This is a genomic window from Rheinheimera sp. MMS21-TC3, assembly GCF_032229285.1.
In the GTDB taxonomy this organism is placed as follows: Bacteria; Pseudomonadota; Gammaproteobacteria; order Enterobacterales; family Alteromonadaceae; genus Alishewanella.
On sequence record NZ_CP135084.1, the window covers coordinates 1233929 to 1259095 of the forward strand.

Consider the following 25167-nt stretch of genomic DNA (forward strand, 5'->3'; position numbering starts at 1 on the left):
CTCCCTTAAATTACGACTGGCTATAATAATACAAGTTGCTATTTGATGCTTGGTTAAAGTGTGTCTTGAATTGATTTTTCTAGCTTAATTTGGTCAATTGCAAACTTTCTAATCCCTTCGGCTAGCTTTTCGGTTGCCATAGCATCATCATTCAGTGCCCAGCGAAACTCTGCTTCTGTCATAGGGTGAGGCGCGGCAGTTTTAGTGACATTAGGCTGTAAATGTACTTGTAACTTACCTTGTTTTTTCGCCAGCTCTGCTAGTAAGCTTGGGCTAATAGTTAAGCGATCACAGCCAGCTAAAGCTAGTACCTCGTCTATATTACGAAAGCTCGCACCCATAACTATAGTGTTAAAGTCATGACTTTTATAAAACTGGTATATTTCTCGTACCGATAACACCCCAGGATCAGTTTCTGCTGTATAGTCTTGCTGAGTATGGGCTTTGTGCCAATCTAAAATGCGGCCAACAAAAGGCGAAATTAAAAACACCTTAGCTTCAGCACAGGCTCTAGCTTGTGCCAAATGAAACAATAAAGTTAGGTTGCACTGGATGCCTTGTTGCTCAAGTTGGCGCGCAGCCTGGATCCCTTCCCAAGTTGATGCGATTTTAATTAAAATGCGCTCTGCGGCTATACCATTTTCTTGGTATAAGGCTATTAGTTTTTTAGCTTTTTCAATAGTGGCTGCAGTATTAAATGACAACCTAGCATCTACTTCGGTTGAAACTCTACCAGGTATCAACTTACTAATAGCAGTGCCAATATCTACCGCAAATTTATCACAAGCTAAATTTAATTGGTCTTTAGGGTTATTATGCTTAGATTTAGCATAAATAATCGCTTGCTTTAGAGTGGGTTTTGCAAAGTCTAATTGACTGGCATTAAGTAGTAAGCTTGGATTAGTGGTAGCATCAATGGGTCTAAATTGTTCAATGGCAGTCAAATCACCGCTGTCAACAACGACAGTTGTTACGGCTTTTAATTGGGTTAATAAATCTATCTGCATGCTTAAATACCAAGAATAAAGAGAAAGAAACACCTAAACTAGCTGATTAGATGATATAAACACAACATAAATATGCTTAATCTGTAATTTAATTATAAAGGCATTGCGTGCCGGCAGCTTAGTTATTATATTGCCATTTTTACTGGGGTTAGGTGCAGTATGCTATTATCGCTAAATAAGATAAAAGATGAGTCAAAATGATCTTTAAAGACAGCTTTTACAATAGTAAAAAAATCTTATTAGTACAAGACAACACCTCTGTGCGCGTATCTATTAAAGGTATGCTGCAACAGATAGGCTTTAGCCAAATAACGGCTGTAGCTGATGCTAACTTAGCTTTACAAGCAGCGGAGCAGAGTAAATTTGATTTTATAGTCGCAGATTTTCAAATAGGTGACAATCAAAATGGCTTGCAATTACAGGCTAATTTATTGCAACAAAAGCTATTAAAGTACAGCTGTTGTTTTGTGCTTATTAATGATGAACCGGTACAGTTAGCGGAACTAGCTTTACTACAAGGTCAGCCAGATGCCTTTATACTTAAACCATTTTCTTACATAAAATTAGAAAAATGTTTAGCTCAAGCATGGAAGCAAAGGTCCAGCTTGCGCAAAGTATATCAAGCGCTAGAGTTACAGCATCTAGAGCAGGTTCATCAAGAACTAGATAGTGTTATTAAATCGGCAGCCACTAGTGCATTACTAGCGTTACGCTATAAAGGGGAAATATTATTAGCTCAACAGCAGTTTGCTGCAGCTAAACAGCTGTACCATAAAATATTACAACAGCGAGATTTTACTTGGGCTAAGCTTGGCTTAGCTGCATCTTTAGTACAATTACAAGAAGTAGAATCGGCCGAAGCGCTATTAAACCAATTAATTGAGCAAGAACAGGCTAAACCAGAAGCTTTGCAGTGGCTGTGCCAGTTGCACCTAACACAATCTAAGGTGAGTGCAGCCCAGTCTTTATTAGCCGACTTACTTCGTTTACAGCCAAATAATGTTAATGCCCATTGCCTAGTTGCCGTTAGCCATGAGCTAGTACAAGATTATGATAAAGCCTGTGATTACTGGCAGAAATTAATTCAACAATATCGTTTTTCTGGTTTTGATAACCCAGAGTACTACCTGCAGCTTAGTCGATTATTAATTAATAAAGCGGCTCAGGCAGATATTGCTAGTTTTAATCAAGTGTTAAAAAAAGCCGAAGATGCCTTAGCAAGTATGCCGCAAAAGCTACAAACGCTGAACTTAAGCTGTGATATAACATTATTACAAATAAGGTTACTCATTCTAAACGGCAATATGGATAAAGCGTTACGAGATTACCAGCGCTTACAGCTAAGTTTAGATAATGTCACTATTAGTAAAACGGCCTATTTTGACTACAGCTTATTATGTTTGGCTTTTGCTGATACCAACTTAGCAGATAAGATTATTCGGCAATTACAAGGTTCCACCTTTGCTATAGATCCGCATAGAGCCAATTGGCAAGACTTACAAGCTAAATTGCTGCTTGAACAGTATCAAAAGTTTAAAAGCAAAAGTCATGACTGGCATAAAGCTGGAATAGCAGATGTTCAAGAAGGGCAGGTTAAATCAGCTTTAGTTAAGCTGCGGCAAGCTTTTTTACTGATCCCCTATAATGTTAAAAATAGCTTAAGTCTATTGCAGGTATTAACAGAAGTGCCCGGCCATAAAGCGCTAAAACAACTCACAGAAGCATTACTAGCTAGCCTTAATACCACCGACTTAACGGTTGCTCAACAACAAAGGCTTAGTAAGTTAATATCAGCATTACCCGTAATTTATTTAAATTAAAATAGGACTTTATTATGCTAATGGTTGTATCACCGGCTAAAGATTTAGATCTAACGCCGTTAGCTGAGCAATATGCTTTTACTCAGCCAAGTTTGCTAAACCAAGCCAAACAGTTAGTTAAAATTTGCCAGCAGTTAACGCCTACTGAATTAGCCTCATTAATGAGCATTAGCGATAAGTTAGCGGGACTAAATGCAGCCCGCTTTGGCCAATGGCAACCTCCCTTTACTTTAGATAATGCAAAAGCTGCTTTGTTTATGTTTAATGGTGATGTGTATCAAGGGCTTGATGCGACAAGCTTATCAGCAGAAGATGTTGATTTTTCGCAACAGCATTTGCGTATTTTAAGTGGTTTATATGGGGTACTGCGGCCACTGGATCTTATGCAAGCTTATCGCTTAGAAATGGGTACTAAACTAGAGAATAACGTTGGAAAAAATTTATATGAATTTTGGGGCGACACTGTCACAAAAGAATTAAATAACCAGTTAGAAAGCTTAAACAGTCAGACTCTAGTTAACTTAGCTTCGCAAGAGTACTTTAAAGCGGTTAAACCTAAGCTATTAAAGGCTAATATAATCACGCCAGTGTTTAAAGACTTTAAAAATGGTCAGTATAAAATTATTAGTTTTTATGCAAAAAAAGCTCGGGGACTTATGGCGCGCTATGCTATACAGCAAAGAGTGACCTCTGCTGAACAATTAAAACAATTCAATCTTGCAGGTTATGCCTTTAGCGCAGAGCAGTCTACAGACAAAGACTATGTGTTTTTGCGCCATAACGAAGAGTAACTCTTGGCATAGCGGTTAAGAGATGGCAATTAGCTACGCTATAATAACAGCGGTTAATTAACCGCTGTTAGGCCTTGCTTAGTTTGCTCTAAAACCTGTATAGGCATAAAGCTTTCAGCACTAGATTCACGCATGCCTTGCTCAAACTTATCGGGTGCCGAGCCGTTTAATAAACTACCTGGCAATAAGTTATTATAAATTTGATCAAAGCGCCTAACTTCTGTTTCACTTATGCGGCGGAAGATGTGAGATCGATTTAACTCAGACATATGGCGTAATCCCGCCGCTGCAATCATCTCCATACTGGCTTTAACGGTTTCTTTATGATACCTAGCAACGCGCTCGGCTTTAGACTCAACAACTAAACCTCGAACCAAAGCAGGATTTTGGGTGGCAACGCCAGTGGGACATTTATTAGTGTGACACTCTAAAGACTGAATGCAGCCAAGAGCAACCATCATGCCCCGCGCGCTATTACAAATATCGGCACCTACAGCTATGTTTTTTACAATATTAAAGCCAGTAAAAACTTTGCCACTGGCAATAACTTTAATATGTTGTTTTAAGTTAAAACCAACTAATACATCACAAACAAAAACCAGGGCTTCCCGTAACGGCATGCCAATTGAGTTAGCAAACTCTAAAGGGGCGGCACCTGTACCACCTTCGCCACCATCGACTGTAATAAAATCTGGTGCTAAATTTAATTCTACCATAGCTTTACAAAGGGCAATAAACTCGCTAACTCGGCCAATAGCTAGCTTGATGCCAACGGGTTTACCGCCAGATAATTCTCGTAGTTGCTGAATAAAGTGCAGCATTTCTTTTGGCGTGCTAAAAGCGCTATGGCTTGGCGGAGAGTCGACTTGGGTATTAGGCTGGACTAAGCGAATACGGGCAATTTCATTAGTATTTTTATGAGCAGGTAAAATGCCGCCATGCCCCGGTTTAGCACCTTGAGATAATTTAACTTCTATCATTTTAATAGATGGTTTAGTGGCTACTTTTTGAAATGCTTCAGGTGCAAAATTGCCTTTAGCATCACGACAGCCAAAATAGCCAGTGCCTATTTGCCAGACTAAATCACCGCCAAATTCTAAGTGATAGTCGCTAACACTGCCCTCGCCAGTATTATGATAAAATCCGCCTAAGGCAGCGCCTTTATTTAAGGCTCGAATCGCATTGCTGCTAAGGGCACCAAAGCTCATAGCAGAAATATTAAAGATACTAGCATCATAAGGTTGAGTACAGTGGGGGCCGCCTACTGTCACTCTTGTGACAGGATCATGAGCACAATGATGTTTAGCTGCCAAAGAATGGCCAATCCACTCATATCCGACCCGCTGAGTATCTAATTTAGTGCCATAAGGGATAGAGTCTAAGCTGCCTTTTGCTCGCTGGTATATTACTGAGCGATGCATACGGTTAATTGGCGCACCATCGGTTTCAGATTCAAATAAATATTGGCGGACAAAGGGACGAATAAACTCCATAGTCCAACGGCCATGGCCAACAACAGGATAGTTGCGCAATAAGCTGTGATGACGCTGGAAAATATCTACTATGCCTCTAATAATTAATGGGATAATTATGATTAAGGCCCATAAAATAGGCTGCCACACCAAGCTAATTAGGCCAATAATAGCCAAAATAATAATAGAGCTAATAACAAAAATACGACGCATAGTAATTCCACTTGTTAAAAGGGTAGTTATCCCTATAAACGGATAAATTATATCGATTGAAATACCGATTGCAGGAGTGTAAAGCTACCCTTATCGGCATCCATTTCCACCTTGGCCCCTACAGGGACTATAAATTGTTGTTTAATATGGCCAATCATAGCTCCACGATAGGCTGGAATATTTAGGGGTTTAATATGGTCGTCAAAAATTTGATCCATAGTTAACCAGCCATAACCACCTATAGGATTACATCCGGTACAGTCACCAAAAATAAAGCCTGCTAATTTATCCAAAGCACCCATTAATTTTAAGGTACTTAACATACGATCAATACGATAAGGGGCTTCTTGAACATCTTCAACAAACAAAATTTTATTACTAAAATCTGGCAAATAAGGCGAGCCAGCCAAAGAAGTAAGCACGCTTAAGTTACCGCCAATAATCTCGCCCTGTGTTTTGCCACCTCTGATGGTAATAATGCGATTAGTTCTTGGGGCTAACTCATCTCGTGCTTCAATTACATTTTCGTAGTGCATTAATTCGCGTTCAAAAAATACTCGTCTAAATTGATCGGCATTAAAGCTGTTCCAACTACCCGTTCCATTAGGGCCATGAAAGCTAATTAAGCCTGTTTGGGCATGAATAGCATTGTGTAGAGCGGTAATATCAGAGTAGCCTAATAAAATCTTAGGGTGTTGTTTAATTAGGGCATAATTAAGTAAAGGCAAGATACGGGCAGCACCAGAGCCACCGCGTAGGCAGATAATGGCTTTTACTTCAGTGTCAGCAAACATAGCGTTAATATCGTCTGCGCGTTGTTGATCGGTGCCGGCTAAGTGGCCACGGCGCGAGGTTAAATGTTGGCTTATTTTTACTTTTAAGCCTAAGGCTTGCATTACTTCGGTAGCTATTTGCACATCAAGTAAATTGTCGGTGGCTTTAGAGGGGCTAACTAAAGCGACGGTATCGCCAGGATTTATTGCGACAGGTAATAATTGTTTATTGGCTAAACTAGACTGATTAGGTTGGTTATTGCCGGCTGCAAATACATTGGCGCAACTGGCTAAAGGTAATAAACTGGTGACAACAGCCCAGCTTTTAATAAATTGACGCTTATCCATTAAACAGCTCCATTAGGGGAATAAAACCTGCGTGTTTATCAATAGCAGTTTTAAGTATAAATTACACTATAGCTGAATAAAAAACGATAGCAGCTGCCCTTACTAAGTGGCAGCTGCAAAGAGTAGAGGGTGTAGCAGTTATTACTTCTTAGCTTTTTTAGCTGCTTTTTTCTTGGCTACTTTTTTCTTTTTAACCGGTATCTTGGCCGCTTTATGTTTAGGTTTTAATCCTTCAATAACTCGTGCTTTTAAACGTTGCTCAGTATAACGCTCTACTTTAGCTAATATAGCCATGTCGTGGGCTTCAACTAATGAAATTGCAATGCCTTTTTTGCCAGCCCGCCCAGTACGGCCAATACGGTGAACATAAATATCGGCTGTGCGGGGCATGTCAAAGTTAATAACATGGCTAATATCATCCATATCTAAACCACGAGCAGCTATATCTGTTGCTAACAAAATAGATACTCGGCCGCTGCTAAAACGCTCAACTGCTTGCATCCGTTTGTCTTGTGGCATTTCGCCTTGTAACCAAGCACAGCGTAAGCCTGCCGTTTCTAATTGACCAGTTAAACTGGCTAAACGCTCTCGAGTTTTAATAAAGACAATAGCTTTAGTAACATCGTCTTGTTGCAGCAAATGAATTAATAAGGCTAACTTATGCTCTGCATCATCAGCTAAGTGAACCCATTGTAATATTTTGGCATTTTCTTTACGTGACGGAATGGCTTCAATGCGTTTAGGCTCTTTTAATGCGTGTGAGGCAAAGCGCTCTAATGCTGCACCTTCTAAAGTAGCAGAGAATAAAAAAGTTTGCCTACGCCGCCGTGCCTCTAAAATAATCCGATTCATCTCGCCAACAAAACCCATGTCTAGCATCCGATCGGCTTCATCTAAAATAAGCAGTTCTACTTCATCGGCTTGAAAGCTTTCTTCATCTAAATATTCTGTTAATCGGCCGGGTGTTGCTATTAAAATATCATTGTTTTTTTCTAAGGTGTCTTTGTGGCTGCCATAATTGATACCACCAGTAATGACGCCAACATTTAGCGTAGTGTGCTGACTAAAAAATTTAAACTCATTATAAATTTGGTAGGCTAACTCACGGGTGGGTGTCATCACTAAAACCCGAGCAAAACCTGGATCTTTGCGGCCAAAGTCTAATAAATATTGAATGGCTGGCAATACAAAAGCTAAGGTTTTTCCGGTTCCAGTAGGTGCGCTAGCTAATAAATCTATGCCGTCTAGCGCTAATGGAATGGCCATTTCTTGGATCATAGTTGGCGCTTCATAGCCTCGAGTAGAAATAGCACGATTTAGCGCATCGTCTAGTTGAAAATCGGCAAAGTTCATAATGTATCCTTTAACAAAAAGTTGCTAGCCAGTGACAGTTACATCTTCAGGCCGTAAACTAGCGGCCGGAGGTGCTGATGTCAGCAGGTTTTCAGTGTAAACAGTTTTATATTGCTCACGACCGTTGTGCGATGAAAGTAGGCACTGACGGTTTATTATTAGGTGCTTGGTCGCCACTGCCTACTCAAGGTAATATTCTTGATATTGGCGCGGGTAGCGGCTTAATTAGTCTTATGCTGGCGCAACGTAGCCAAGGCTTAGTACCCATTACTGCTATTGAGCTTGACGCTGCAGCAGCAGAGCAAGGGCGTGAAAACATTAGCTTAAGCCCATGGCCAAACAGCATTAGCTTAATCACGGCCGATATTCTAGCCTATCGGCCTACAGAACGTTACCGTTTAATTGTGTCTAATCCACCTTTTTTTCAACATTCAATGCCGGCTAAACAATCTGGGCGTCAGTTAGCAAGACATACCGATAGTTTACCCTTTAATAGCTTGCTAAAAAAAGCTGCCAGCTTGCTAGATGCTCAGGGAGTATTCGCTTTAGTTTTGCCGTATCAGGGTATAGCGCAATTTATTCAGTTAGCACAAAGTTTAGGTTGGCAGTTGCAACAACATTGTGTTGTGTTTACAAAGCAAAATAAAGCTCATCGCAGTTTAATTAGCTTAGTGCCCACCTGCACCAGCAAGGTACAAGCTGTCCATAGCCAATTGTTGATCCATAATCTAGATGGTAGCTACAGCACTGAGTATCAACAGTTATTAGCCGCTTTTTATCTGAAGTTTCCAGATGCTATTAAGCGGCCTAGAGTAACTGACTAATTTCTTCTAAAATCTGGTTAATCCAGTCATTTAAGCGCTGATCGGTCAATTCATATTGATTATCGTCATCTAGAGCTAAGCCATAAAACCATTCGCCATCTTCAGTCATGGCTTTAGAGGCAATAAAGTCATAGCCCTCAGTAGACCAAAAGCCAATCCGTTTGGTATTTTGTGGCGCTATTTCGTCATGCAACATACCAACGGCATCAATAAACCACTCGGCATAGCCAACTTGATCACCCATGCCATAAATAGCGATAATTTTATCGGTTAAATTAATAGCTGAAATATCTTGCCAGTGCGCTTCCCAATCTTCTTGAATTTCACCAAAATCCCAAGTTGATAAACCCAAAATAAGAATGTCATAGTCGGCCATTTTAGCTAAGGGAACTTGCTTAATATTACATAGTTCTACATGCTCTGCGCCTATTAATGCCTGAATTTTTTCTGCAACTATTTCGGTGTAGCAAGTAGTTGAGCCATAAAATAAACCGATTTTCATTCTGTTCTCGCAAGCTGGCCAAGTTAAAAGTAATTAAAATAACAAAGTAATCATTATGCAGCGCTAGTGTAACAGAAGCCAAAGCGTGGCAAAATCCTGACTTGGCGCTATTTATAGCTTCAGGTAACATAGCAGGATGAAAACGGATCAAAAAAACAGCTTAACTAAGGCTAAGCAAGCTAAGCCGCATCCAGAAGACTTAGCAATAATTGCTGAATTTTTACAGCATTTATTTTTAGAAAAAGGCTTAAGTCAACATACGCTCAACGCCTATGGCACTGATTTAACAAAATTCGCTCTTTTTTTAGCCAAACAACAACTGTTATTAACGGCTGTAGATAGTGCTGTAATTAATCAGTATTTAGCCCAAAGAGTTGATTTGCAGTTTAGCCCTCGCAGTACTTCTCGCGCTTTAAGTAGTTTGCGGCAGTTTTATGCATTTTTACATCAACAACAACGGATCTTAGATAATCCATTGGCCCAAACCTTAAACCCGAAAATTGGTCGAAGTTTACCTAAAAGCTTGTCCGAGCATGATGTTGAGTTATTGCTTAATGCACCTGATATCAGCGAGATAATACAGTTTCGCGATAAAGCCATGTTAGAAATATTATATGCTAGTGGCTTGCGGGTGTCAGAGCTGACAAGCTTAGCTATGCAACAGCTTAATTTGCAACATGGTTTAATTAGAGTGCGAGGTAAGGGCAACAAAGAGCGACTAGTACCTATGGGTGAAGAAGCCTTGCACTGGTTAAACCGCTATTTAATTGAAGTACGGCCAAGTTTAAGAGCAGGCAGGTCATTAGAAGTGGTGTTCCCAAGTAGTCGAGCGCAAGAAATGACGCGGCAAACGTTCTGGCATCGTATTAAGTTTTATGCAAAGGTAGCTGGCGTAAATAGTGAATTATCGCCGCATACCTTACGGCATGCTTTTGCTACCCATTTACTAAATCATGGTGCAGATTTGCGGGTAGTACAAATGCTACTAGGCCATAGCGATTTATCGACAACCCAAATTTATACCCATGTGGCGCAAGCAAGATTACAAAGTTTACATCAACAGCATCACCCACGGGGTTAACTCGTTAGGTTAATAGGGTACAATTGAACATATTGCGCCTCAATAGCACTTACAGCACAGTGCTAAAATGTATGATAGGAAAATTATGAACAAATTAATGTTGGCTTTAATTGCTTTTGGTCTTATCAATTCTGCGGTAGTGAATGCTAATAATCCAGCACCAGAAAACAACGACTATCAGCAAGTTCAGCAGCAGTTTAGTTTATTAAACTTAAATGTGAAGGCAATTTCAGAGTCACCTGTTGCCGATTTATTACAAGTGTTTACTGATAAAGGTTTATATTTTAGCTCTAAAGATGGTCGGTTTTTTGTTGACGGAAAAATATACGATTTAACTAAGCGTGAGTTAGTAAACGATAGCCTAATGCAACCTTTTATTAAACAGCAATTAGCCGGCATAACCGATCAAGGGATCCTATATAAAGCTAAGAATGAAAAATACATTATAGATGTGTTTACGGATCCAACTTGTGGTTATTGCCGTAAATTACACAATGATATGCAAGCTTATAATGATGCGGGCATCAGTGTGCGCTATTTAGCTTTCCCTCGTGGTGGTGAGCAATCTGCCACTTTCTTACAAATGCAGCATATTTGGTGCAGTAAAGACAGTAAAGCGGCAATGAATGCAGCGAAAAGAGGCGATAAAGTGGCACCGGCTATGTGCAGCAACTCAGTTAAACAGCAGTATCAACTCGGTGAATCTTTTGGTATTAGCGGTACTCCGGCAATAGTGCTGCCAAGTGGTCGGTTAATTCCGGGTTATCAGCCGTTAGCACAATTATTAGCTCAATTAAAACAAGGGTAGGTTAAATGTCTGTAGTAAAAAGGCAGATAGTACAACGTCAGCTGCCTAAAGTACTGCCGCCGTTAGCTGACAATATCCATCCGGTTTTACAGCGGATCTATGCCAGTAGAGGGATTAAAACCCTAGATGAACTTCAGCGCAGTGCGGCGGGTTTATTGCCTTTTCAAGCATTAAAAGGCATAGATACTGCAGTGGCGCTTTTAGAGCAAGCTTTATCTGCTCAACAGCAAATTGTTATAGTAGGAGACTTTGATGCCGATGGCGCTACTAGCACAGCGGTATTATCGTTAGGACTTAAAGCGCTTGGCTTTCGCTTTGTTGAATACTTAGTGCCGAATAGGTTTGAATATGGCTATGGCTTAACAGCAGAAATGGCCGAGCTAGCCGTTGGCCAAGGTGCCGAATTAATTATTACTGTTGATAATGGCATTTCTGCCATAGAGGGAGTGGCACTGGCTAAACAAGCGGGTGTTAAGGTGTTAGTAACAGATCATCACTTAGCCGGGGCCGAGTTACCAAATGCCGATGCTATTGTTAACCCTAATCAACCTGGATGCGAGTTTCCTAGCAAAGCTTTAGCAGGGGTGGGTGTTGCTTTTTATTTATTAATGGCGTTGCGAAGCCATTTACGCCAGCAGCAGTATTTTACAAAGCAAAATATTAGCGAGCCAAATTTAGCAGAACTGCTTGATTTAGTTGCTTTAGGCACAGTCGCCGACGTAGTGCCCTTAGATAGTAATAACCGGATTTTAGTCCATCAGGGGCTAATGCGTATTCGCAGCGGTAAATGCCGCCCAGGTATTCAGGCTTTAATTGATATTGCCAACAGAACCGCCGAAAAATTAACGGCTGCTGATTTTGGCTTTGCCTTAGCCCCAAGGTTAAATGCTGCCGGTCGGTTAGATGATATGTCTATCGGTATTAGCTGTTTGCTAACCTCTGATATTGGCTTAGCAAGACAATATGCCGCCGAGTTAGATGCCTTAAACGTAGAAAGACGCGCTATTGAGCAAAGCATGCAAGTTGAAGCACAAGCTTTTTTATCGCAACTGTCTTTTACCGGCACAGATTTACCGGAATGTTTATGTTTATATCAACATGACTGGCATCAAGGCGTAATAGGTATTTTAGCCGGTAGGATTAAAGAGCAATTTCATCGGCCAACAATTGCCTTTGCCCAAGGTGATAACGGCGAGTTAAAAGGCTCAGCGCGCTCTATTGCTGGCTTACATATTCGGGATTTACTTGAGCAAATATCGAGTCAGTATCCGGGGTTAATCAAAAAATTTGGTGGCCATGCTATGGCAGCGGGCTTAACTATTGATGCTGACCGCTTAGATACCTTTAAAGTTGCTTTAAACTTAACGGCAAAACAACTACTAAGCCCAGAGCAATTAACGGCCATAATTTATAGTGATGGTGAACTGGAGGCTGATTGTTTTGAACTTAACTTTGCTCAAATATTGCAAGACGCTGGCCCTTGGGGGCAAAGCTTTCCAGAGCCAGTGTTTGATGGTGAATTTAGTTTAATGTCACAAAAAATGTTAGCAGATAAACATTTAAAAATGATGTTACAAACCTCTGATGGTAAATTAGTCGATGCTATTTGGTTTAATGCCGATAATAAAACTTGGCCTAATATTAATATCAATAAAGTAAAATTAGCCTATCAGTTAGATATTAATGAATTTCGTGATCGGCAAAACTTACAGTTAATTGTTCGCCATATGGCTGCTATAACAGAGTAAATAAGCCTTCAAAGTTTGGTTTTAGTACAAATTTTAGCTTTACCCTCGCATACCAGTGAAAATAGCTAAATAGATGGCTGCACTGCTGCCAATAATTTTGCTACAATTGCTGCTTATTTTTTAGTCTTGCTTACAAGGTTACAATTAGCACATGTTTGAAGTGAATCCGATAAATAGCTGCATCAAAGATTTAACAGAGCGCACAGATATCCTTCGGGGGTATCTTTGACTATGACGGCAGAAAAGAGCGTTTAGAAGAAGTAACTCGGGAATTAGAAGATCCGGCGATCTGGAATACCCCTGATAAAGCCCAAGCTTTAGGTAAAGAGCGCTCAACCTTAGCTCAAATTGTTGAAACCATTGATAAGCTAGACTTAGGTTTAGAAGACGTGGCCGGTTTGTTAGAACTCGCTATTGAAGAGCAAGACGAAGAAACCTTTGAAGAAGCTAAGGCAGAATTAGCTGAATTAGAGCAGCAATTAGCCGAGCTTGAGTTTCGTCGCATGTTTTCTGGCGACCATGATGCCAGTGATTGTTACTTAGATATTCAGTCAGGCTCAGGTGGCACCGAAGCCCAAGACTGGGCCAGCATTATTATGCGGATGTATTTACGTTGGGGCGAAGAAAAAGGCTTTAAACCAGAGATTTATGAAGTAACAGATGGCGATGTCGCCGGCATTAAAGGCTGTACCATTAAATTTAGTGGTGAATATGCTTATGGCTGGTTACGCACAGAAACAGGTGTTCATCGTTTAGTGCGCAAAAGCCCCTTTGACTCAGGCAATAGGCGACATACCTCTTTTGCATCGGTGTTTGTTGCGCCAGAAATAGATGACGATATAGAAATTGACATTAATCCGGCCGATTTACGCATAGACACCTATCGCGCATCAGGAGCGGGTGGTCAGCACGTTAACCGTACAGATTCAGCCGTACGTATTACCCACATACCAACTAATATCGTTGTGCAATGTCAAAATGATAGATCACAACATAAAAACCGTGACAATGCCTATAAACAATTAAGGGCTAAGTTATACGAATTTGAAATGCAAAAGCAAAATGCTGAAAAACAAGCATTAGAAGACACTAAGTCAGACATAGGCTGGGGTAGCCAAATCCGCTCTTATGTTTTAGATGACTCACGTATTAAAGACTTACGTACCGGTGTAGAAACACGTAATACCCAAGCTGTATTAGACGGCGATTTAGATAAATTTATTCAAGCCAGCTTAAAAGCCGGCTTATAAACCTTTTATAGACTATGCAATCAGTGCACTTTTAAATCAGGAAAACACTATGTCTGAACCAGTACAACCGCAACCAGAAATCCAAGACGTAAATAAACTGATTACTGAGCGAAAAAACAAGCTGGCAGCACTGCGCGAAGCCGGCTTTATGTTTCCTAATGACTTTCGTCGTGACAGCATATCAAGTGAGCTTATTGCAAAATACGAACACTTAAGCAAAGAGCAGCTAGAGCAAGAAAAAATAACGGTAAGTCTAGGTGGCCGTATTATGACCCGCCGTATAATGGGTAAAGCCAGCTTTACCACTATTGCCGATATGGGCGGTAAAATTCAGCTATATGTTGCCCGCGATAGCCTGCCAGAAGGTGTATATAACGACCAGTTTAAAAAGTGGGATCTAGGCGACATTATTGGCGCGACCGGCCATTTATTTAAAACTCAAACTGGCGAGTTAACAGTATGGTTAAGTGATATCAGGTTGTTAACCAAAGCGTTGCGGCCATTGCCAGATAAGTTTCATGGTTTAACCGATAATGAAGCGCGCTATCGTCAGCGTTATTTAGATCTTATCTCTAATGAACAGTCGCGCCATACCTTTTTAATTCGTAGTAAAACGGTTGCTTATATCCGTCGTTTCTTTAATGACGAAGGCTTTTTAGAAGTTGAAACCCCTATGCTGCAAGCCATTCCTGGTGGTGCATCGGCACGTCCGTTTGAAACCCACCATAATGCCTTAGATATGCAAATGTTTTTACGTATAGCGCCAGAGTTATATTTAAAGCGCTTAGTGGTTGGCGGCTTTGAAAAGGTATTTGAATTAAACCGTAACTTTAGAAATGAAGGTGTTTCAACACGGCATAATCCAGAATTTACCATGTTAGAGTTTTACTGGGCCTATGCCGATTATAATGACTTAATGGACTTAACCGAAAAGTTATTCCGCGGCTTAGCGCTAGACGTACTAGGCAGCACTGAAGTGCCATATCAAGGCGAAGTGTTTGACTTTGGTAAACCTTTTGCGCGTATGTCAGTGACAGAGTCTATTTTACACTATAATCCAGAGCTAACCATCGAGCAGTTAAACAGCCGTGAAGCTGTTGCCGCTTTAGCTAAGTCATTAAATATTGAAGTTAAAGACAATTATGGCCATGGCCGTATTCTTATGGAAGTATTCGACGAATTAGTAGAAACGAAATTACGTCATCCTACTTTTATTACCGAATACCCAGCAGAAGTATCGCCATTAGCCCGTCGTAATGATGATAACCCTGAAATTACCGACCGCTTTGAATTCTTTATTGGTGGCCGCGAGCTAGGTAATGGCTTTAGCGAGCTTAACGATGCAGAAGATCAAGCAGCGCGTTTCTTAGAGCAAGTAGCTCAAAAAGACGCCGGTGACGACGAAGCCATGTATTACGATGAAGACTTTGTAACCGCATTAGAGCATGGTTTACCACCAACAGCCGGCCAAGGCATAGGTATAGACCGTTTAGTTATGCTACTAGCCGACGCCGCGTCTATCCGTGACGTAATCTTGTTCCCGCATATGCGCTTACAACAAGACAAGTAAATAAGCCAAGCCCAGCAAACGCTGGGCTTTTTTATACCTGATATATTATACCTACCAGCAGCTGCTTATTATTAATATATAACACCCCATTAATCACTCAGTTTAATTCCAATACAATTTTTACGTTAACTGGATAAACATACAGCTTTAGGTTAAATTTATGTTGCAAATTTAATAGGCGGCATAAAACACGCTTTCACACCAAGGTTTTTCGCAAAAGAGCAAAGATGTTATTGATTTAACGAAAAATGTGAGTTAATTTAGCAAGATGTAAAATCGTGATAGAAGGCGCGCATAGTAGAGTGAAAGCGTGCGTTTTGCATTATATTAAGCTGTTAAACATCATGAGGGAAGCGGTGATCGCCGAAGTATCGACTCAACTATCAGAGGTAGTTGGCGTCATCGAGCGCCATCTCGAACCGACGTTGCTGGCCGTACATTTGTACGGCTCCGCAGTGGATGGCGGCCTGAAGCCACACAGTGATATTGATTTGCTGGTTACGGTGACCGTAAGGCTTGATGAAACAACGCGGCGAGCTTTGATCAACGACCTTTTGGAAACTTCGGCTTCCCCTGGAGAGAGCGAGATTCTCCGCGCTGTAGAAGTCACCATTGTTGTGCACGACGACATCATTCCGTGGCGTTATCCAGCTAAGCGCGAACTGCAATTTGGAGAATGGCAGCGCAATGACATTCTTGCAGGTATCTTCGAGCCAGCCACGATCGACATTGATCTGGCTATCTTGCTGACAAAAGCAAGAGAACATAGCGTTGCCTTGGTAGGTCCAGCGGCGGAGGAACTCTTTGATCCGGTTCCTGAACAGGATCTATTTGAGGCGCTAAATGAAACCTTAACGCTATGGAACTCGCCGCCCGACTGGGCTGGCGATGAGCGAAATGTAGTGCTTACGTTGTCCCGCATTTGGTACAGCGCAGTAACCGGCAAAATCGCGCCGAAGGATGTCGCTGCCGACTGGGCAATGGAGCGCCTGCCGGCCCAGTATCAGCCCGTCATACTTGAAGCTAGGCAGGCTTATCTTGGACAAGAAGATCGCTTGGCCTCGCGCGCAGATCAGTTGGAAGAATTTGTTCACTACGTGAAAGGCGAGATCACCAAGGTAGTCGGCAAATAATGTCTAACAATTCGTTCAAGCCGACGCCGCTTCGCGGCGCGGCTTAACTCAAGCGTTAGCAGGTGTTCGGGTTTTAACGGTTTCAGTCAGTAGTTTTATTCCGGCATTGCTCGCGTTTGGTTTTCATAGCGGCAGCGCAAAAAGTTAATGTTCGCCAGTTTGTCGGTCTGCTGCAAACGGTGGTGGCGGTAGCGTTGTTCTTCGTGGCTTCGCTTAACAGTTTTACAGGTTCCGGTTGGCTCGCCGTATCGCAGTTAACGGGTTTAGTTTTTAATTAAAAGCAGCTTGCCGTTGTTCGGGTTTGCCAGTGCGGCAAGCCGCGAAAGTCCGGTGTAGGCTGCTAACAAGGCCAGTCAAGCGACGCCAAACAGCGTCGCGCTTGCTGGCAGCGTTAGCCGTGGGAGAGAATTGAGATCGTGCGCGAATATCTAGAGTCATCGGAGTGCATAGACTGGAAAACACCAGAGGTGTTGGCCAACGCTTAATCCCTCCGTCCCCTTTGTTTTGCGCTGGTGGTCCAATGATTGCGCTAGACTAGTAATTAACAGACAACATCAAACTGCCTGTTTCAGGCCACGTTGCACAACCGGAGGAAACCACGATGAAAATAAAAGCGGCCGTCACCCATGCCCAGGGTAAGGATTTCAGCATTGAGGAAGTCCGCCTTAGCGGACCCAAGTCCAATGAAGTGCTGGTGAAGGTGGTTGCCACGGGGGTCTGCCATACCGACGCGGTTGCCCGGGATCTCGCCATCTCACCCTATCCCATTGTGCTGGGCCACGAAGGCTCAGGCATTGTTGAGCAGGTGGGGGAGAATGTCACCAGCTTGGCAGCCGGAGATCACGTCGTGATGTCTTTTGCCCACTGTGGCCAGTGCGAAAATTGCCTCACTGGCCACCCCACGGTTTGCGCGGCATTTAACGACCTGAACTTTGGCGGCCGCATGGAAGACCAGACCTATCGGTTGCACCAGGGCGACACCGACCTGGGCACTTTCTTCGGACAGTCGTCCTTTGGTACCCACGTGGTGGCCCACGAGCGAAACGTGGTTAAAGTGGACAAGGACGTGGATCTGGCGCTGCTGGGACCATTGGGGTGTGGCATCCAGACCGGCGCGGGCACCGTACTTAACCGCCTCAAGCCGGAGTTCGGCACTTCCATCGCGATCTACGGCTGCGGAGCGGTGGGGCTGAGCGCGATCATGGCGGCGAAGATTGCGGGCTGTCAGCAGATCTTTGCCATTGACGTCCACGACAACCGGCTGGAGTTAGCCCGAGAGCTGGGGGCGACTCATACCCTCAACGGCAAGAACGTGGATGTGGTGGGGGAGATCAGGAAGGCCGCTGATGGCGGGACCCACTACGCGGTGGAAAGCACTGGTGTGCCGCCGGTGGTGCGGCAGTGCCTGAATGCGCTACGCCCCCTGGGCCAGGCCGCCATCGTCGGGGTGACACCGGAGATGAACATCGACGTCCACAATGACCTGATGGCCGAAGGCAAGAGCATGATCGGGGTTATCGAAGGGGATTCAGTACCACGGGTGTTCATCCCCAAACTGGTGGAATTCTACAAGGCCGGCAAGTTCCCGTTCGACAAGCTGATCAAGTTCTATCCCTTCGACCAGATCAACCAGGCTTTCGAAGACTCCCAGAAGGGGGTTGTGGTCAAGCCGATTCTCAAACTCGCCTGAGCGCAATCGCTCAGGACCGGGCCTCGTGCCCGGACGCCTTGCCCCTGCGTTTGAGCCGGTAACTGATCTGGGCCCGGCTCATACCAACCATGCGCGCCGCCGCCTGTGTAATGACCCAGCCCTTTCTGCACACCTACGCTGCTAATTGATAGATCATCATCGACGCCCAAGCCTTCGGTGAAGGGCAGGAACATCACCGGTGTTTTTCAAGATAGTTGGCACTGTTTTTCCGTCTAAGCTGCGTCTTTTTCCATCATCGAAACCCCTACATTCGAAGCAGATGCCAGAAGGATCTGGACTGAGGAGGAACGGAATGCGTTCTTTGCCTAGTTGGCAAATGGTGAGATCTGGTTGTTGGTGATCTACAAGAAGGCCGTCAAGGAGAACATACCCGCGCACATCCTGAAGTCGATTCGTGAGGTATTGGAAAATGAGTAATGAGACTCTGAGTGCTGAGGAGCTTGGCAACAAGCTGCTACAATCTGTTAAAGAAATGAAAGCGCGCAACGCTGCGCGCGTCAGTCGTGTGGAGCCAAATGAGGTCGCAGAGGCGCGCGGTAAGACTGGCCTTACACAGCGAGAGTTTGCCGAGGTACTCCATATTTCTCCGCGCACGTTGCAAGAGTGGGAGCAGGGGCGACGTAAACCTTCCGGGCCAGCAAAGGCGCTTATCGAGATTGCGTTTCGCTGCGTTGCCGCCCATTACCACTGGCGTTAGAGCGCACTGACACATTCACTATGATTGGAGCAGTTTATGACCGCATATGCCGTAGCTGTGATACGCGAAACCCGGTTTGGTGACGAGATCAGAGAGTATTTGCAGCGCATTGACGAGACGCTGGCGCCTTTCTCTGGCAAGTACCGTGTTCATGGCGGGCCGTATCATCCGCTAGAAGGCGCCTGGTCGGGCGATCTGGTAGTCATCGAATTCCCCTCCATGGAGCAGGCTCAAGGCTGGTATGAGTCCGATGCCTATAGGGCAATTCGCGCCCGTTGCGAATCAATAACACAGAGGGCGACGTACTCTTGGTTCAGGGCGTAACAGAGGGCCACAAGGGCGCAGATATCCTCGGCTGAAAAGGCCGCGGTGGGCTCTAATAATTCGTTCAAGCCGAACTTGCTTCGTTACACCAAAGCAAGTCGGCTTAATTCAGGCGTTAGCCATTACTGGAAATCTATTTTTGTGCGATGATCTCGCGTACCCAATGGAGGATGTAATCATGAGCCCAGGTGTAGCAGGTGCAATCGTAGTGGTTTTTATCGTCATCATCGCAGGCGTTTTTTCAGCGCGTGCCATGAAGAATAAAAAGAAGGAGTGAAGTCGCCTCAAAATATTACGCTCTAGACTATGAAGAAATGGGAAACGTATGAGCCAGTATGAATACAAGACATTGTCGTTGGACTATAGTCACGGACTCTTCCGTCGAAAAGATCCAGATCTGGAAAGCGCTCTAAACCGCGAGGCTGAGGATGGGTGGCGGCTCAGAAATATTTTGGTCCCGGCACAAAATTTCGGGGAAACCGAGAAGTTTCTGGTTGTGCTGGAAAGGGTCGTTAGCTAATCGTTGGAGCCGCTAAATGCCAAGCCATTGGCTAACATTGCGCTGCACCTGACCGCTTTAGCGTTATATTTCAAGGAGGATTGGTGAAGCATTTAGTTTTAGTTTTTTCTTTTCTGGTCGTTGGTTGTACTAGTTTAAATAATGCTGGTGAAAGTAGCCAAAATGCTGAAATTTATGTTGGTATCAAAAACGGAAATCTCATTTATCAGGGCAAAATAACTGAGGCTTCAAATAACGCAATTTTCTCATTACTTAATGATGCTGAATTAAAACCAAGTCGTCTTGTTATAACCAGCAATGGCGGTGAGATAGGTGCGGGGATGGATTTAGGGCGTTGGGTCAAAGATAACAAGTTGGATGTTGAAGTTAATGGCGTATGTGCATCATCTTGTGCAAACTACGTATTTCCAGCTGCTCATACAAAGTACTTAAGAAAAGACTCGGTTTTGGTATGGCATGGGAGCGCTTGGCAATCCGATTGGGATGTTGAAGAAGAATTTGTCGACATGTTTAATACTCACATAACTTTAATGCGGAAGCAGGAAACTAAATTTTATTCAGATATCGGCATTGATAATCTAGTTACCATCTATGGTCAGACCAAATTTAATTTCTGGGATTATATTCAGAATTTTTTGGGCAAGGGAGCGGTTGGGTATGACTACTCGTTGGCTGACTTGCAGAAATTTGGACTTACTAATATCATACTCTTAGATGGCGAATGGGATTGGAGAAAATATCGGCCTGATAGAGCAAATCTGGTTAAGCGTATCAAGGTTGACGATAATTTTGAGTTTGAGCTCCGTAGATTTGAAATATAACAAAAAAATTTTATCGCCAGCAAAAAGCGCTGGCTGCGACGTCAACCCGCTGCGCGGCTTTCCGCGCTAAATTTGGGCGTTAGCATTCTCCTATTAAGAGGATCGTGATGAACACTAAACCTCAAATATTATTTTTGTCTCATGGCGGCGGGCCGATGCCACTTCTAGGTGATGTTGGGCATAAAGAAATGATTGATTGCTTGCAAAAAATCTCATCTATTTTGCGTAAGCCATCAGCCATTTTAGTGGTAAGTGCGCACTGGGAAGAAAAAATCCCAACCATTACTTCGGGCGCCAACCCTTCCCTTATTTACGATTACTATGGATTTCCAGAAAAGTCTTATAGTATTACCTATCCTTGTCAGGGAGAGCCATCACTGGCGGAGCAGACCTATAAGCGGCTGGAGCATTCAGGTATTTCCGCAAAACTTGATGAGCAGCGCGGTTTTGACCACGGTCTATTTATTCCTCTGAAAATCATGTACCCGGAGGCAGATATTCCGTGCATTCAGCTCTCTCTTGTCGATAATCTCAGTCCAGCAGCTCATATCGGGATAGGGCGAGCAATCCAAGACTTGGAGTATGAAAATTTACTTATAATTGGTTCTGGTTTCTCCTTTCATAATATGAAAGCATTTTTTTCATCTGAAACCAGTGAATCAAAAACTTTAAATGAATCTTTTGAAGCGTGGTTGCTAGAGACTTGCACTAACAGTAGTATTACTGAAGAAGAAAGAGAACAAAGATTTATCCAATGGGAAAAAGCCCCCGGTGCTCGTTACTGTCACCCAAGAGAAGAGCATTTATTGCCGTTGCACGTTTGCTATGGAATAGCTAATAGTGTTTGCACTAAGTCGTTTGAGCTAAAGATTCTAAATAAAAAATCGAGCATGTACATCTGGTCATAAAATGCTAACAAACGCGTCAATTAGGACGCTCGCAAGCTCTCGCCTATTACCCAGGCGTTAGCCGTACCACAAGTTTCGCAGTCAAGTTGTATAAAGGATTAAAGTAATGACAAGAAAAAGAACCGTTTCCTATACTGCTTTTAATATAAGAACACACCCTCACTCTCCTCAAACGTATGTGGATTTATTTGACCGCCTCTTTGATTTGAAAAGACAAATCAAGTTAAGAGGTGACACGTATTGCATCCTCACTGAAATAGAGCCGCTTCAAGATGATCCTTTAAAAGGTATTTCAGGTGAGATTGCTAAATTTACAAAAATTGAAGTTGGAAAGTGGTTTAATATTGAAAAGTTGCGTGCTGCCGAAGAGGACGAAACTAAAAGAATACAAATACCAGAAGACTTAAGACCAAACTTTACCAGTTTTAATTTTATTTTTTAGCCGGAAAGCCACTATCTAGTTATTGAATGTAAAGACAAGTTTGGCCAAATAAGCCCTAAGATACTAGAAATATACTTTCGCAATTTATTTGATTCAGAAGCGATTATTGAAGAGTTTAATACTATTGAGTTAACTCTAGTTCCAAGTACTGATCAGCTTGAATCTGTTCTTTCATTAAAGCAAATTAATAAATTAGAAATAGTACTTCGCAGGCCAAATACCGATGGGCTAGAAAATTTAGAAGATGAAGTCCTTGAAAGACTAAATCAACAAAATGTCGAAGAAGAAATAATTATTTTAAAAGCGCAAAAAGGATTATCTGTTGAAGCTGATGAAAGGACTGTTGCCTTAGGCCGCATTGCTCAACTGAATGGTGAAGTAAAAACTATTGGGCATGACAAAAATGGTAAACGTGCAGAGAAATCCACTAGACAGCACCCCTTTGTTGAAGCAGGCTCGTATGTCCCTGGTGAGATAACAGCGAAAGACTTTTTAGCCGTTATGGCTAATACTATAGTTAATAAAGTCAAGCGTATGGCTAGAGCAGGAGCCTAAAATGGCAAAGAATGGGCAATATGTAGGTGTAAGAAAGTTATTTGCTCGCTATTGGATCGCTTATGGTGGGTTTAAGTCTATTGTTGGCTCACCATATATGCATGCATCTTTATTCATTACGCTAATATCCTCTGGTATTTGGTTAAAGTATGACTGGGTTGAAATTCCAATTTCCGTATTACCTAACATTATTGGTTTTTCTCTAGGTGGATATGCAATTTGGTTAGCATTAGGTGATGATAAGTTTCGAGCCAGTATATCTGGAAAAACTAAAGACGGTGGAGAATCGCCATTTATCGTTGTTAACGCAACATTTGTGCATTTTATTGTATTGCAAATATTGGCTTTGGTAGCGGCACTAATTGGTAAATCACAACCAATTTACAATAGCCCGCTATTTGTACAGAGGTTTTTACTTGATTTGGCGCCTTGGCTATATGATGTCTCTCAGGTGATTTCAATTATCAGCAGTTTTATTGGTTACTTTCTCTTTATTTATGCTGTTTTTTCAGCTGTTGCTGCAACAATGGCAATATTTAGAATTGCAGGCTGGCTAGAGTTTTATCACGTAAAACAAGTTAAGAATAATAGTGCGCAAAGTACGGCTAACAAGCAAATCAACAAGGACTAAAACTAGTTGGCTTTAGCTTCTTCGTCGCCATTATAGCCAGCCAGTTTTACCCTGTTATTTGGGCGTTATGCTATTGAAGCGTGAGCATCAAGAAGGGGAAGGTATGAACAAGTTTATTACCGCTATGACAATTTCTGGCACCATGATCTTGACTGGATGTGGGGGCAATGCAGAGCTTAGGAGGCTCTGTGAGCAGGCTATCAAACGTGACCTAGCTAACCCAGAGTCCTTTTCAGTGATTGAAACGCGAGACTACCGAGTGCGGGATGGTGGGCACGGTATAGTCATCAAGTATCGAGCTTCAGGCGCATCCAGCGTAACCGGCGGCACGCCAGTCACTACATGCACTGTTCCATATCAGCAAACTCCTACCTCTGGCAACATCAAGGTGCTAAAAGACTTTGACCCCTATAGATATAGGCAAGGCAGTAAGTGAAGCATAACAAGGCGCTGTTGTCGCCGCTATCGCGGCTGGGACGGCCTACACTGCGTTCCGGCCGCCCCAAAGCTTATCGTTAGAGCTACTGTGCAATTTGGATTTTGGAGAGAAAATTGAATTGGTTAGATGTGAGAAGTTTCGTATTTGTTGCTATATCGGCGTTATCTTTAACGGGATGCGGCAGTCAAGAGTATGTAGATGCTTGCCATCTAAAAGTTCAGCAGCAAGCTACTCATACCGCTGAAATAGTAAGCACTGAAGTTGAGCGACAAGGACTGGATTACAAACGTGTATATGGCAAAGCAAAACTGCAAAATGGGTTTGGTGCATGGACAAATTATACGTATCGATGCAGCTTTACAGGTATAACTGTAACTGACTTTAAACTTAAAGAAGGCTGGTAATCATAGCTCTAACAAGCGCAGTCACAAACGGCCACTGCGTGACCTGGACCTCAACCGCTGCGCGGGTTTCGGCCTGTGCTGCGAGCGTTATATATTTTCAAAGGGTTTGAATTATGAGTCGTAATCAAAGAGTTGCTTTCTGGTCATTATTTATTGGGTTTTGTTTTATCGCTACAATAAGTATTTATCCTCAAGGTGCATTCGATAATATTAGTGTTATAGGTGCGTTTATTCTTACTATTTTCTATCTAGTTGTGGGCTTCTTTATTCACTTGTTTGTAAAAACAAACCCTAAAGAAATAGATAAATGGTTTGGTATTCTGTGAACAAGCTGACACCGAATATTGAACACCCTTTTAAAAGATTATTGTTGATTGCTGTGTATTAGTGGCACATTAGTATGCGCTCTACAACTTTCTAGTTAGCTTAGTACAGCGCGACTAGTTCACCGCTTTTATTGAAGGTTAAAAACTCTGCAATCATACCGTTTTGAATTTTTTCCATCATCATTTTTAACGGTTGTGCTGCTTCGTCGCTGTTGGGAGCAAAGCCACCGCGGCCACCTAAGGCTGCTACAAAAGCGATATCCCAATCTATGCCGGTATGAGTAGACTCTTCAACCAGCACTGAAAAGTCTGCAATTTCTTCTGGTAATTTATCAACACAAAGCACAGGCGCTAAAGTGCCACCTTGTTGCTGGGCAAACCTTTTTTGTTGCTCTTCAGTGTAGCCTTTAGGTAATTCGGCTTTGGCAAACACAAACATTAAGCGTTGTGGTTCAGTTTGAGCGTTAGCTTCGCGGATTAAGTCGGCATAAGATTCAATATTCATATTTAACAAGCTCTATCACTATTTTGTTTAGTTTATCAAACCTATTTGTGGTTTACATTGACCATCTTGGGGGGAGCGATGTAACCATTAATAGGTAGATTATCGGTTAAGCGCTGAATAACGATTAAGCATAGAACAACTAAATTCAGTTCGAACTAAAGCGAAAAAAGCACCACAGCAAAGCTGTAGTG

The 25167-nt window shown here is 42.7% G+C and carries 24 protein-coding genes and 2 pseudogenes; 19 read left to right on the forward strand and 7 right to left on the reverse strand.

The features are described 5' to 3' along the window. Positions 1 to 53 precede the first annotated feature (53 nt). Positions 54 to 1007 (reverse strand): transaldolase, encoded by a 954-nt coding sequence (tal, locus tag RDV63_RS06225; RefSeq protein WP_313908645.1) that lies wholly within the window; start codon positions 1005 to 1007, stop codon positions 54 to 56. A gap of 197 nt (positions 1008 to 1204) precedes the next feature. Here tal and RDV63_RS06230 point away from each other — a divergent pair, with 197 nt between their 5' ends. Further along, positions 1205 to 2827: a response regulator gene (locus RDV63_RS06230; RefSeq protein WP_313908646.1), complete on the forward strand. Its 1623-nt coding sequence runs from the start codon at positions 1205 to 1207 to the stop codon at positions 2825 to 2827. Positions 2828 to 2841: 14 nt separating this feature from the next. Then, positions 2842 to 3618 carry a peroxide stress protein YaaA gene (gene yaaA / locus RDV63_RS06235; protein ID WP_313908647.1) on the forward strand — a complete coding sequence of 259 codons (777 nt, stop codon included), beginning with the start codon at positions 2842 to 2844 and terminating at the stop codon, positions 3616 to 3618. Positions 3619 to 3671: 53 nt separating this feature from the next. Here yaaA and RDV63_RS06240 read toward each other — a convergent pair whose 3' ends face one another. The 3 genes from RDV63_RS06240 to srmB form a co-directional block, all read right to left on the reverse strand. Then, entirely contained in the window at positions 3672 to 5303 is a 1632-nt protein-coding gene (locus RDV63_RS06240; RefSeq protein WP_313908648.1) for an FMN-binding glutamate synthase family protein, read from the reverse strand. A gap of 47 nt (positions 5304 to 5350) precedes the next feature. Then, positions 5351 to 6424 carry an LD-carboxypeptidase gene (locus tag RDV63_RS06245; RefSeq protein WP_313908649.1) on the reverse strand — a complete coding sequence of 358 codons (1074 nt, stop codon included), beginning with the start codon at positions 6422 to 6424 and terminating at the stop codon, positions 5351 to 5353. A gap of 141 nt (positions 6425 to 6565) precedes the next feature. Beyond that, on the reverse strand, positions 6566 to 7777 hold the full coding sequence (gene srmB / locus RDV63_RS06250; RefSeq protein WP_313908650.1) for an ATP-dependent RNA helicase SrmB: 1212 nt from the start codon (positions 7775 to 7777) through the stop codon (positions 6566 to 6568). Between the two features lie 77 nt (positions 7778 to 7854). Here srmB and RDV63_RS06255 point away from each other — a divergent pair, with 77 nt between their 5' ends. Beyond that, positions 7855 to 8601 (forward strand): tRNA1(Val) (adenine(37)-N6)-methyltransferase, encoded by a 747-nt coding sequence (locus RDV63_RS06255; RefSeq protein ID WP_313908651.1) that lies wholly within the window; start codon positions 7855 to 7857, stop codon positions 8599 to 8601. Here the strand turns inward: RDV63_RS06255 and fldB are convergent. Then, complete coding sequence (gene fldB / locus RDV63_RS06260; RefSeq protein ID WP_313908652.1) at positions 8585 to 9103, reverse strand: flavodoxin FldB; 519 nt, start codon at positions 9101 to 9103, stop codon at positions 8585 to 8587. The genes RDV63_RS06255 and fldB overlap by 17 nt on opposite strands. 136 nt (positions 9104 to 9239) lie before the next feature. Between fldB and xerD the strand changes: the two genes are divergently transcribed. The 7 genes and pseudogenes from xerD (at position 9240) to RDV63_RS06295 (ending at position 18383) form a co-directional block, all read left to right on the forward strand. Then, entirely contained in the window at positions 9240 to 10184 is a 945-nt protein-coding gene (xerD, locus tag RDV63_RS06265; RefSeq protein ID WP_313908653.1) for a site-specific tyrosine recombinase XerD, read from the forward strand. An 85-nt stretch (positions 10185 to 10269) separates the two neighbouring features. Continuing rightward, positions 10270 to 10992 carry a bifunctional protein-disulfide isomerase/oxidoreductase DsbC gene (dsbC, locus tag RDV63_RS06270; protein WP_313908654.1) on the forward strand — a complete coding sequence of 241 codons (723 nt, stop codon included), beginning with the start codon at positions 10270 to 10272 and terminating at the stop codon, positions 10990 to 10992. Positions 10993 to 10997: 5 nt separating this feature from the next. Further along, positions 10998 to 12740, forward strand: a complete 1743-nt coding sequence (recJ, locus tag RDV63_RS06275) for a single-stranded-DNA-specific exonuclease RecJ (protein WP_313908655.1) — start codon at positions 10998 to 11000, stop codon at positions 12738 to 12740. 151 nt (positions 12741 to 12891) lie between these two features. Beyond that, positions 12892 to 13990 (forward strand): peptide chain release factor 2 gene (gene prfB / locus RDV63_RS06280; RefSeq protein WP_313908656.1). Its coding sequence is split into 2 segments (ribosomal slippage): positions 12892 to 12966 and positions 12968 to 13990, totalling 1098 coding nucleotides; the frame shifts between segments, so codons are not numbered across the junction. Between the two features lie 49 nt (positions 13991 to 14039). Continuing rightward, entirely contained in the window at positions 14040 to 15560 is a 1521-nt protein-coding gene (gene lysS / locus RDV63_RS06285; RefSeq protein ID WP_313908657.1) for a lysine--tRNA ligase, read from the forward strand. 344 nt (positions 15561 to 15904) lie between these two features. Further along, a pseudogene (aadA1, locus tag RDV63_RS06290) lies at positions 15905 to 16740 on the forward strand (ANT(3'')-Ia family aminoglycoside nucleotidyltransferase AadA1). Between the two features lie 554 nt (positions 16741 to 17294). Further along, positions 17295 to 18383, forward strand: a complete 1089-nt coding sequence (locus tag RDV63_RS06295) for an NAD(P)-dependent alcohol dehydrogenase (RefSeq protein ID WP_313908658.1) — start codon at positions 17295 to 17297, stop codon at positions 18381 to 18383. Between the two features lie 10 nt (positions 18384 to 18393). On the opposite strand, the gene RDV63_RS15255 is transcribed toward RDV63_RS06295, so the two are convergent. Then, positions 18394 to 18516, reverse strand: a complete 123-nt coding sequence (locus tag RDV63_RS15255) for a helix-turn-helix domain-containing protein (RefSeq protein ID WP_409934821.1) — start codon at positions 18514 to 18516, stop codon at positions 18394 to 18396. Between the two features lie 297 nt (positions 18517 to 18813). On the opposite strand from RDV63_RS15255, the gene RDV63_RS06300 reads away from it, so the two are divergent. The 9 genes and pseudogenes from RDV63_RS06300 (at position 18814) to RDV63_RS06335 (ending at position 24471) form a co-directional block, all read left to right on the forward strand. Further along, complete coding sequence (locus RDV63_RS06300) at positions 18814 to 19101, forward strand: helix-turn-helix domain-containing protein (protein ID WP_313908659.1); 288 nt, start codon at positions 18814 to 18816, stop codon at positions 19099 to 19101. Between the two features lie 36 nt (positions 19102 to 19137). Further along, a complete protein-coding gene (locus RDV63_RS06305; RefSeq protein ID WP_313908660.1) occupies positions 19138 to 19425 on the forward strand; it encodes a DUF1330 domain-containing protein in 288 nt (95 codons plus the stop codon). Between the two features lie 325 nt (positions 19426 to 19750). Further along, on the forward strand, positions 19751 to 19945 hold the full coding sequence (locus RDV63_RS15260; protein ID WP_409934822.1) for a DUF4177 domain-containing protein: 195 nt from the start codon (positions 19751 to 19753) through the stop codon (positions 19943 to 19945). Positions 19946 to 20028: 83 nt separating this feature from the next. Continuing rightward, positions 20029 to 20766: a hypothetical protein gene (locus RDV63_RS06310; protein WP_313908661.1), complete on the forward strand. Its 738-nt coding sequence runs from the start codon at positions 20029 to 20031 to the stop codon at positions 20764 to 20766. A 107-nt stretch (positions 20767 to 20873) separates the two neighbouring features. Then, a complete protein-coding gene (locus RDV63_RS06315) occupies positions 20874 to 21674 on the forward strand; it encodes a DODA-type extradiol aromatic ring-opening family dioxygenase (RefSeq protein ID WP_278355337.1) in 801 nt (266 codons plus the stop codon). A 106-nt stretch (positions 21675 to 21780) separates the two neighbouring features. Continuing rightward, positions 21781 to 22671 (forward strand): annotated as a pseudogene (locus tag RDV63_RS06320) (DUF4747 family protein). A 1-nt stretch (position 22672) separates the two neighbouring features. Beyond that, positions 22673 to 23302 (forward strand): hypothetical protein, encoded by a 630-nt coding sequence (locus RDV63_RS06325; RefSeq protein ID WP_313908662.1) that lies wholly within the window; start codon positions 22673 to 22675, stop codon positions 23300 to 23302. A 552-nt stretch (positions 23303 to 23854) separates the two neighbouring features. Then, entirely contained in the window at positions 23855 to 24145 is a 291-nt protein-coding gene (locus RDV63_RS06330) for a hypothetical protein (protein ID WP_141686177.1), read from the forward strand. 113 nt (positions 24146 to 24258) lie between these two features. Then, a complete protein-coding gene (locus tag RDV63_RS06335; protein WP_313908663.1) occupies positions 24259 to 24471 on the forward strand; it encodes a hypothetical protein in 213 nt (70 codons plus the stop codon). A 100-nt stretch (positions 24472 to 24571) separates the two neighbouring features. Here RDV63_RS06335 and RDV63_RS06340 read toward each other — a convergent pair whose 3' ends face one another. Then, on the reverse strand, positions 24572 to 24976 hold the full coding sequence (locus RDV63_RS06340; RefSeq protein ID WP_313908664.1) for a ribonucleotide reductase subunit alpha: 405 nt from the start codon (positions 24974 to 24976) through the stop codon (positions 24572 to 24574). Positions 24977 to 25167: the final 191 nt, after the last annotated feature.

Coding starts and splice junctions, on each gene's coding strand:
- tal (WP_313908645.1), bottom strand. CDS start 1,007: ATGCAGATAGATTTATTAACCCAATTAAAAGCCGTAACAACTGTCGTT.
- RDV63_RS06230 (WP_313908646.1), top strand. CDS start 1,205: ATGATCTTTAAAGACAGCTTTTACAATAGTAAAAAAATCTTATTAGTA.
- yaaA (WP_313908647.1), top strand. CDS start 2,842: ATGCTAATGGTTGTATCACCGGCTAAAGATTTAGATCTAACGCCGTTA.
- RDV63_RS06240 (WP_313908648.1), bottom strand. CDS start 5,303: ATGCGTCGTATTTTTGTTATTAGCTCTATTATTATTTTGGCTATTATT.
- RDV63_RS06245 (WP_313908649.1), bottom strand. CDS start 6,424: ATGGATAAGCGTCAATTTATTAAAAGCTGGGCTGTTGTCACCAGTTTA.
- srmB (WP_313908650.1), bottom strand. CDS start 7,777: ATGAACTTTGCCGATTTTCAACTAGACGATGCGCTAAATCGTGCTATT.
- RDV63_RS06255 (WP_313908651.1), top strand. CDS start 7,855: ATGTCAGCAGGTTTTCAGTGTAAACAGTTTTATATTGCTCACGACCGT.
- fldB (WP_313908652.1), bottom strand. CDS start 9,103: ATGAAAATCGGTTTATTTTATGGCTCAACTACTTGCTACACCGAAATA.
- xerD (WP_313908653.1), top strand. CDS start 9,240: ATGAAAACGGATCAAAAAAACAGCTTAACTAAGGCTAAGCAAGCTAAG.
- dsbC (WP_313908654.1), top strand. CDS start 10,270: ATGAACAAATTAATGTTGGCTTTAATTGCTTTTGGTCTTATCAATTCT.
- recJ (WP_313908655.1), top strand. CDS start 10,998: ATGTCTGTAGTAAAAAGGCAGATAGTACAACGTCAGCTGCCTAAAGTA.
- lysS (WP_313908657.1), top strand. CDS start 14,040: ATGTCTGAACCAGTACAACCGCAACCAGAAATCCAAGACGTAAATAAA.
- RDV63_RS06295 (WP_313908658.1), top strand. CDS start 17,295: ATGAAAATAAAAGCGGCCGTCACCCATGCCCAGGGTAAGGATTTCAGC.
- RDV63_RS06300 (WP_313908659.1), top strand. CDS start 18,814: ATGAGTAATGAGACTCTGAGTGCTGAGGAGCTTGGCAACAAGCTGCTA.
- RDV63_RS06305 (WP_313908660.1), top strand. CDS start 19,138: ATGACCGCATATGCCGTAGCTGTGATACGCGAAACCCGGTTTGGTGAC.
- RDV63_RS15260 (WP_409934822.1), top strand. CDS start 19,751: ATGAGCCAGTATGAATACAAGACATTGTCGTTGGACTATAGTCACGGA.
- RDV63_RS06315 (WP_278355337.1), top strand. CDS start 20,874: ATGAACACTAAACCTCAAATATTATTTTTGTCTCATGGCGGCGGGCCG.
- RDV63_RS06325 (WP_313908662.1), top strand. CDS start 22,673: ATGGCAAAGAATGGGCAATATGTAGGTGTAAGAAAGTTATTTGCTCGC.
- RDV63_RS06335 (WP_313908663.1), top strand. CDS start 24,259: ATGAGTCGTAATCAAAGAGTTGCTTTCTGGTCATTATTTATTGGGTTT.
- RDV63_RS06340 (WP_313908664.1), bottom strand. CDS start 24,976: ATGAATATTGAATCTTATGCCGACTTAATCCGCGAAGCTAACGCTCAA.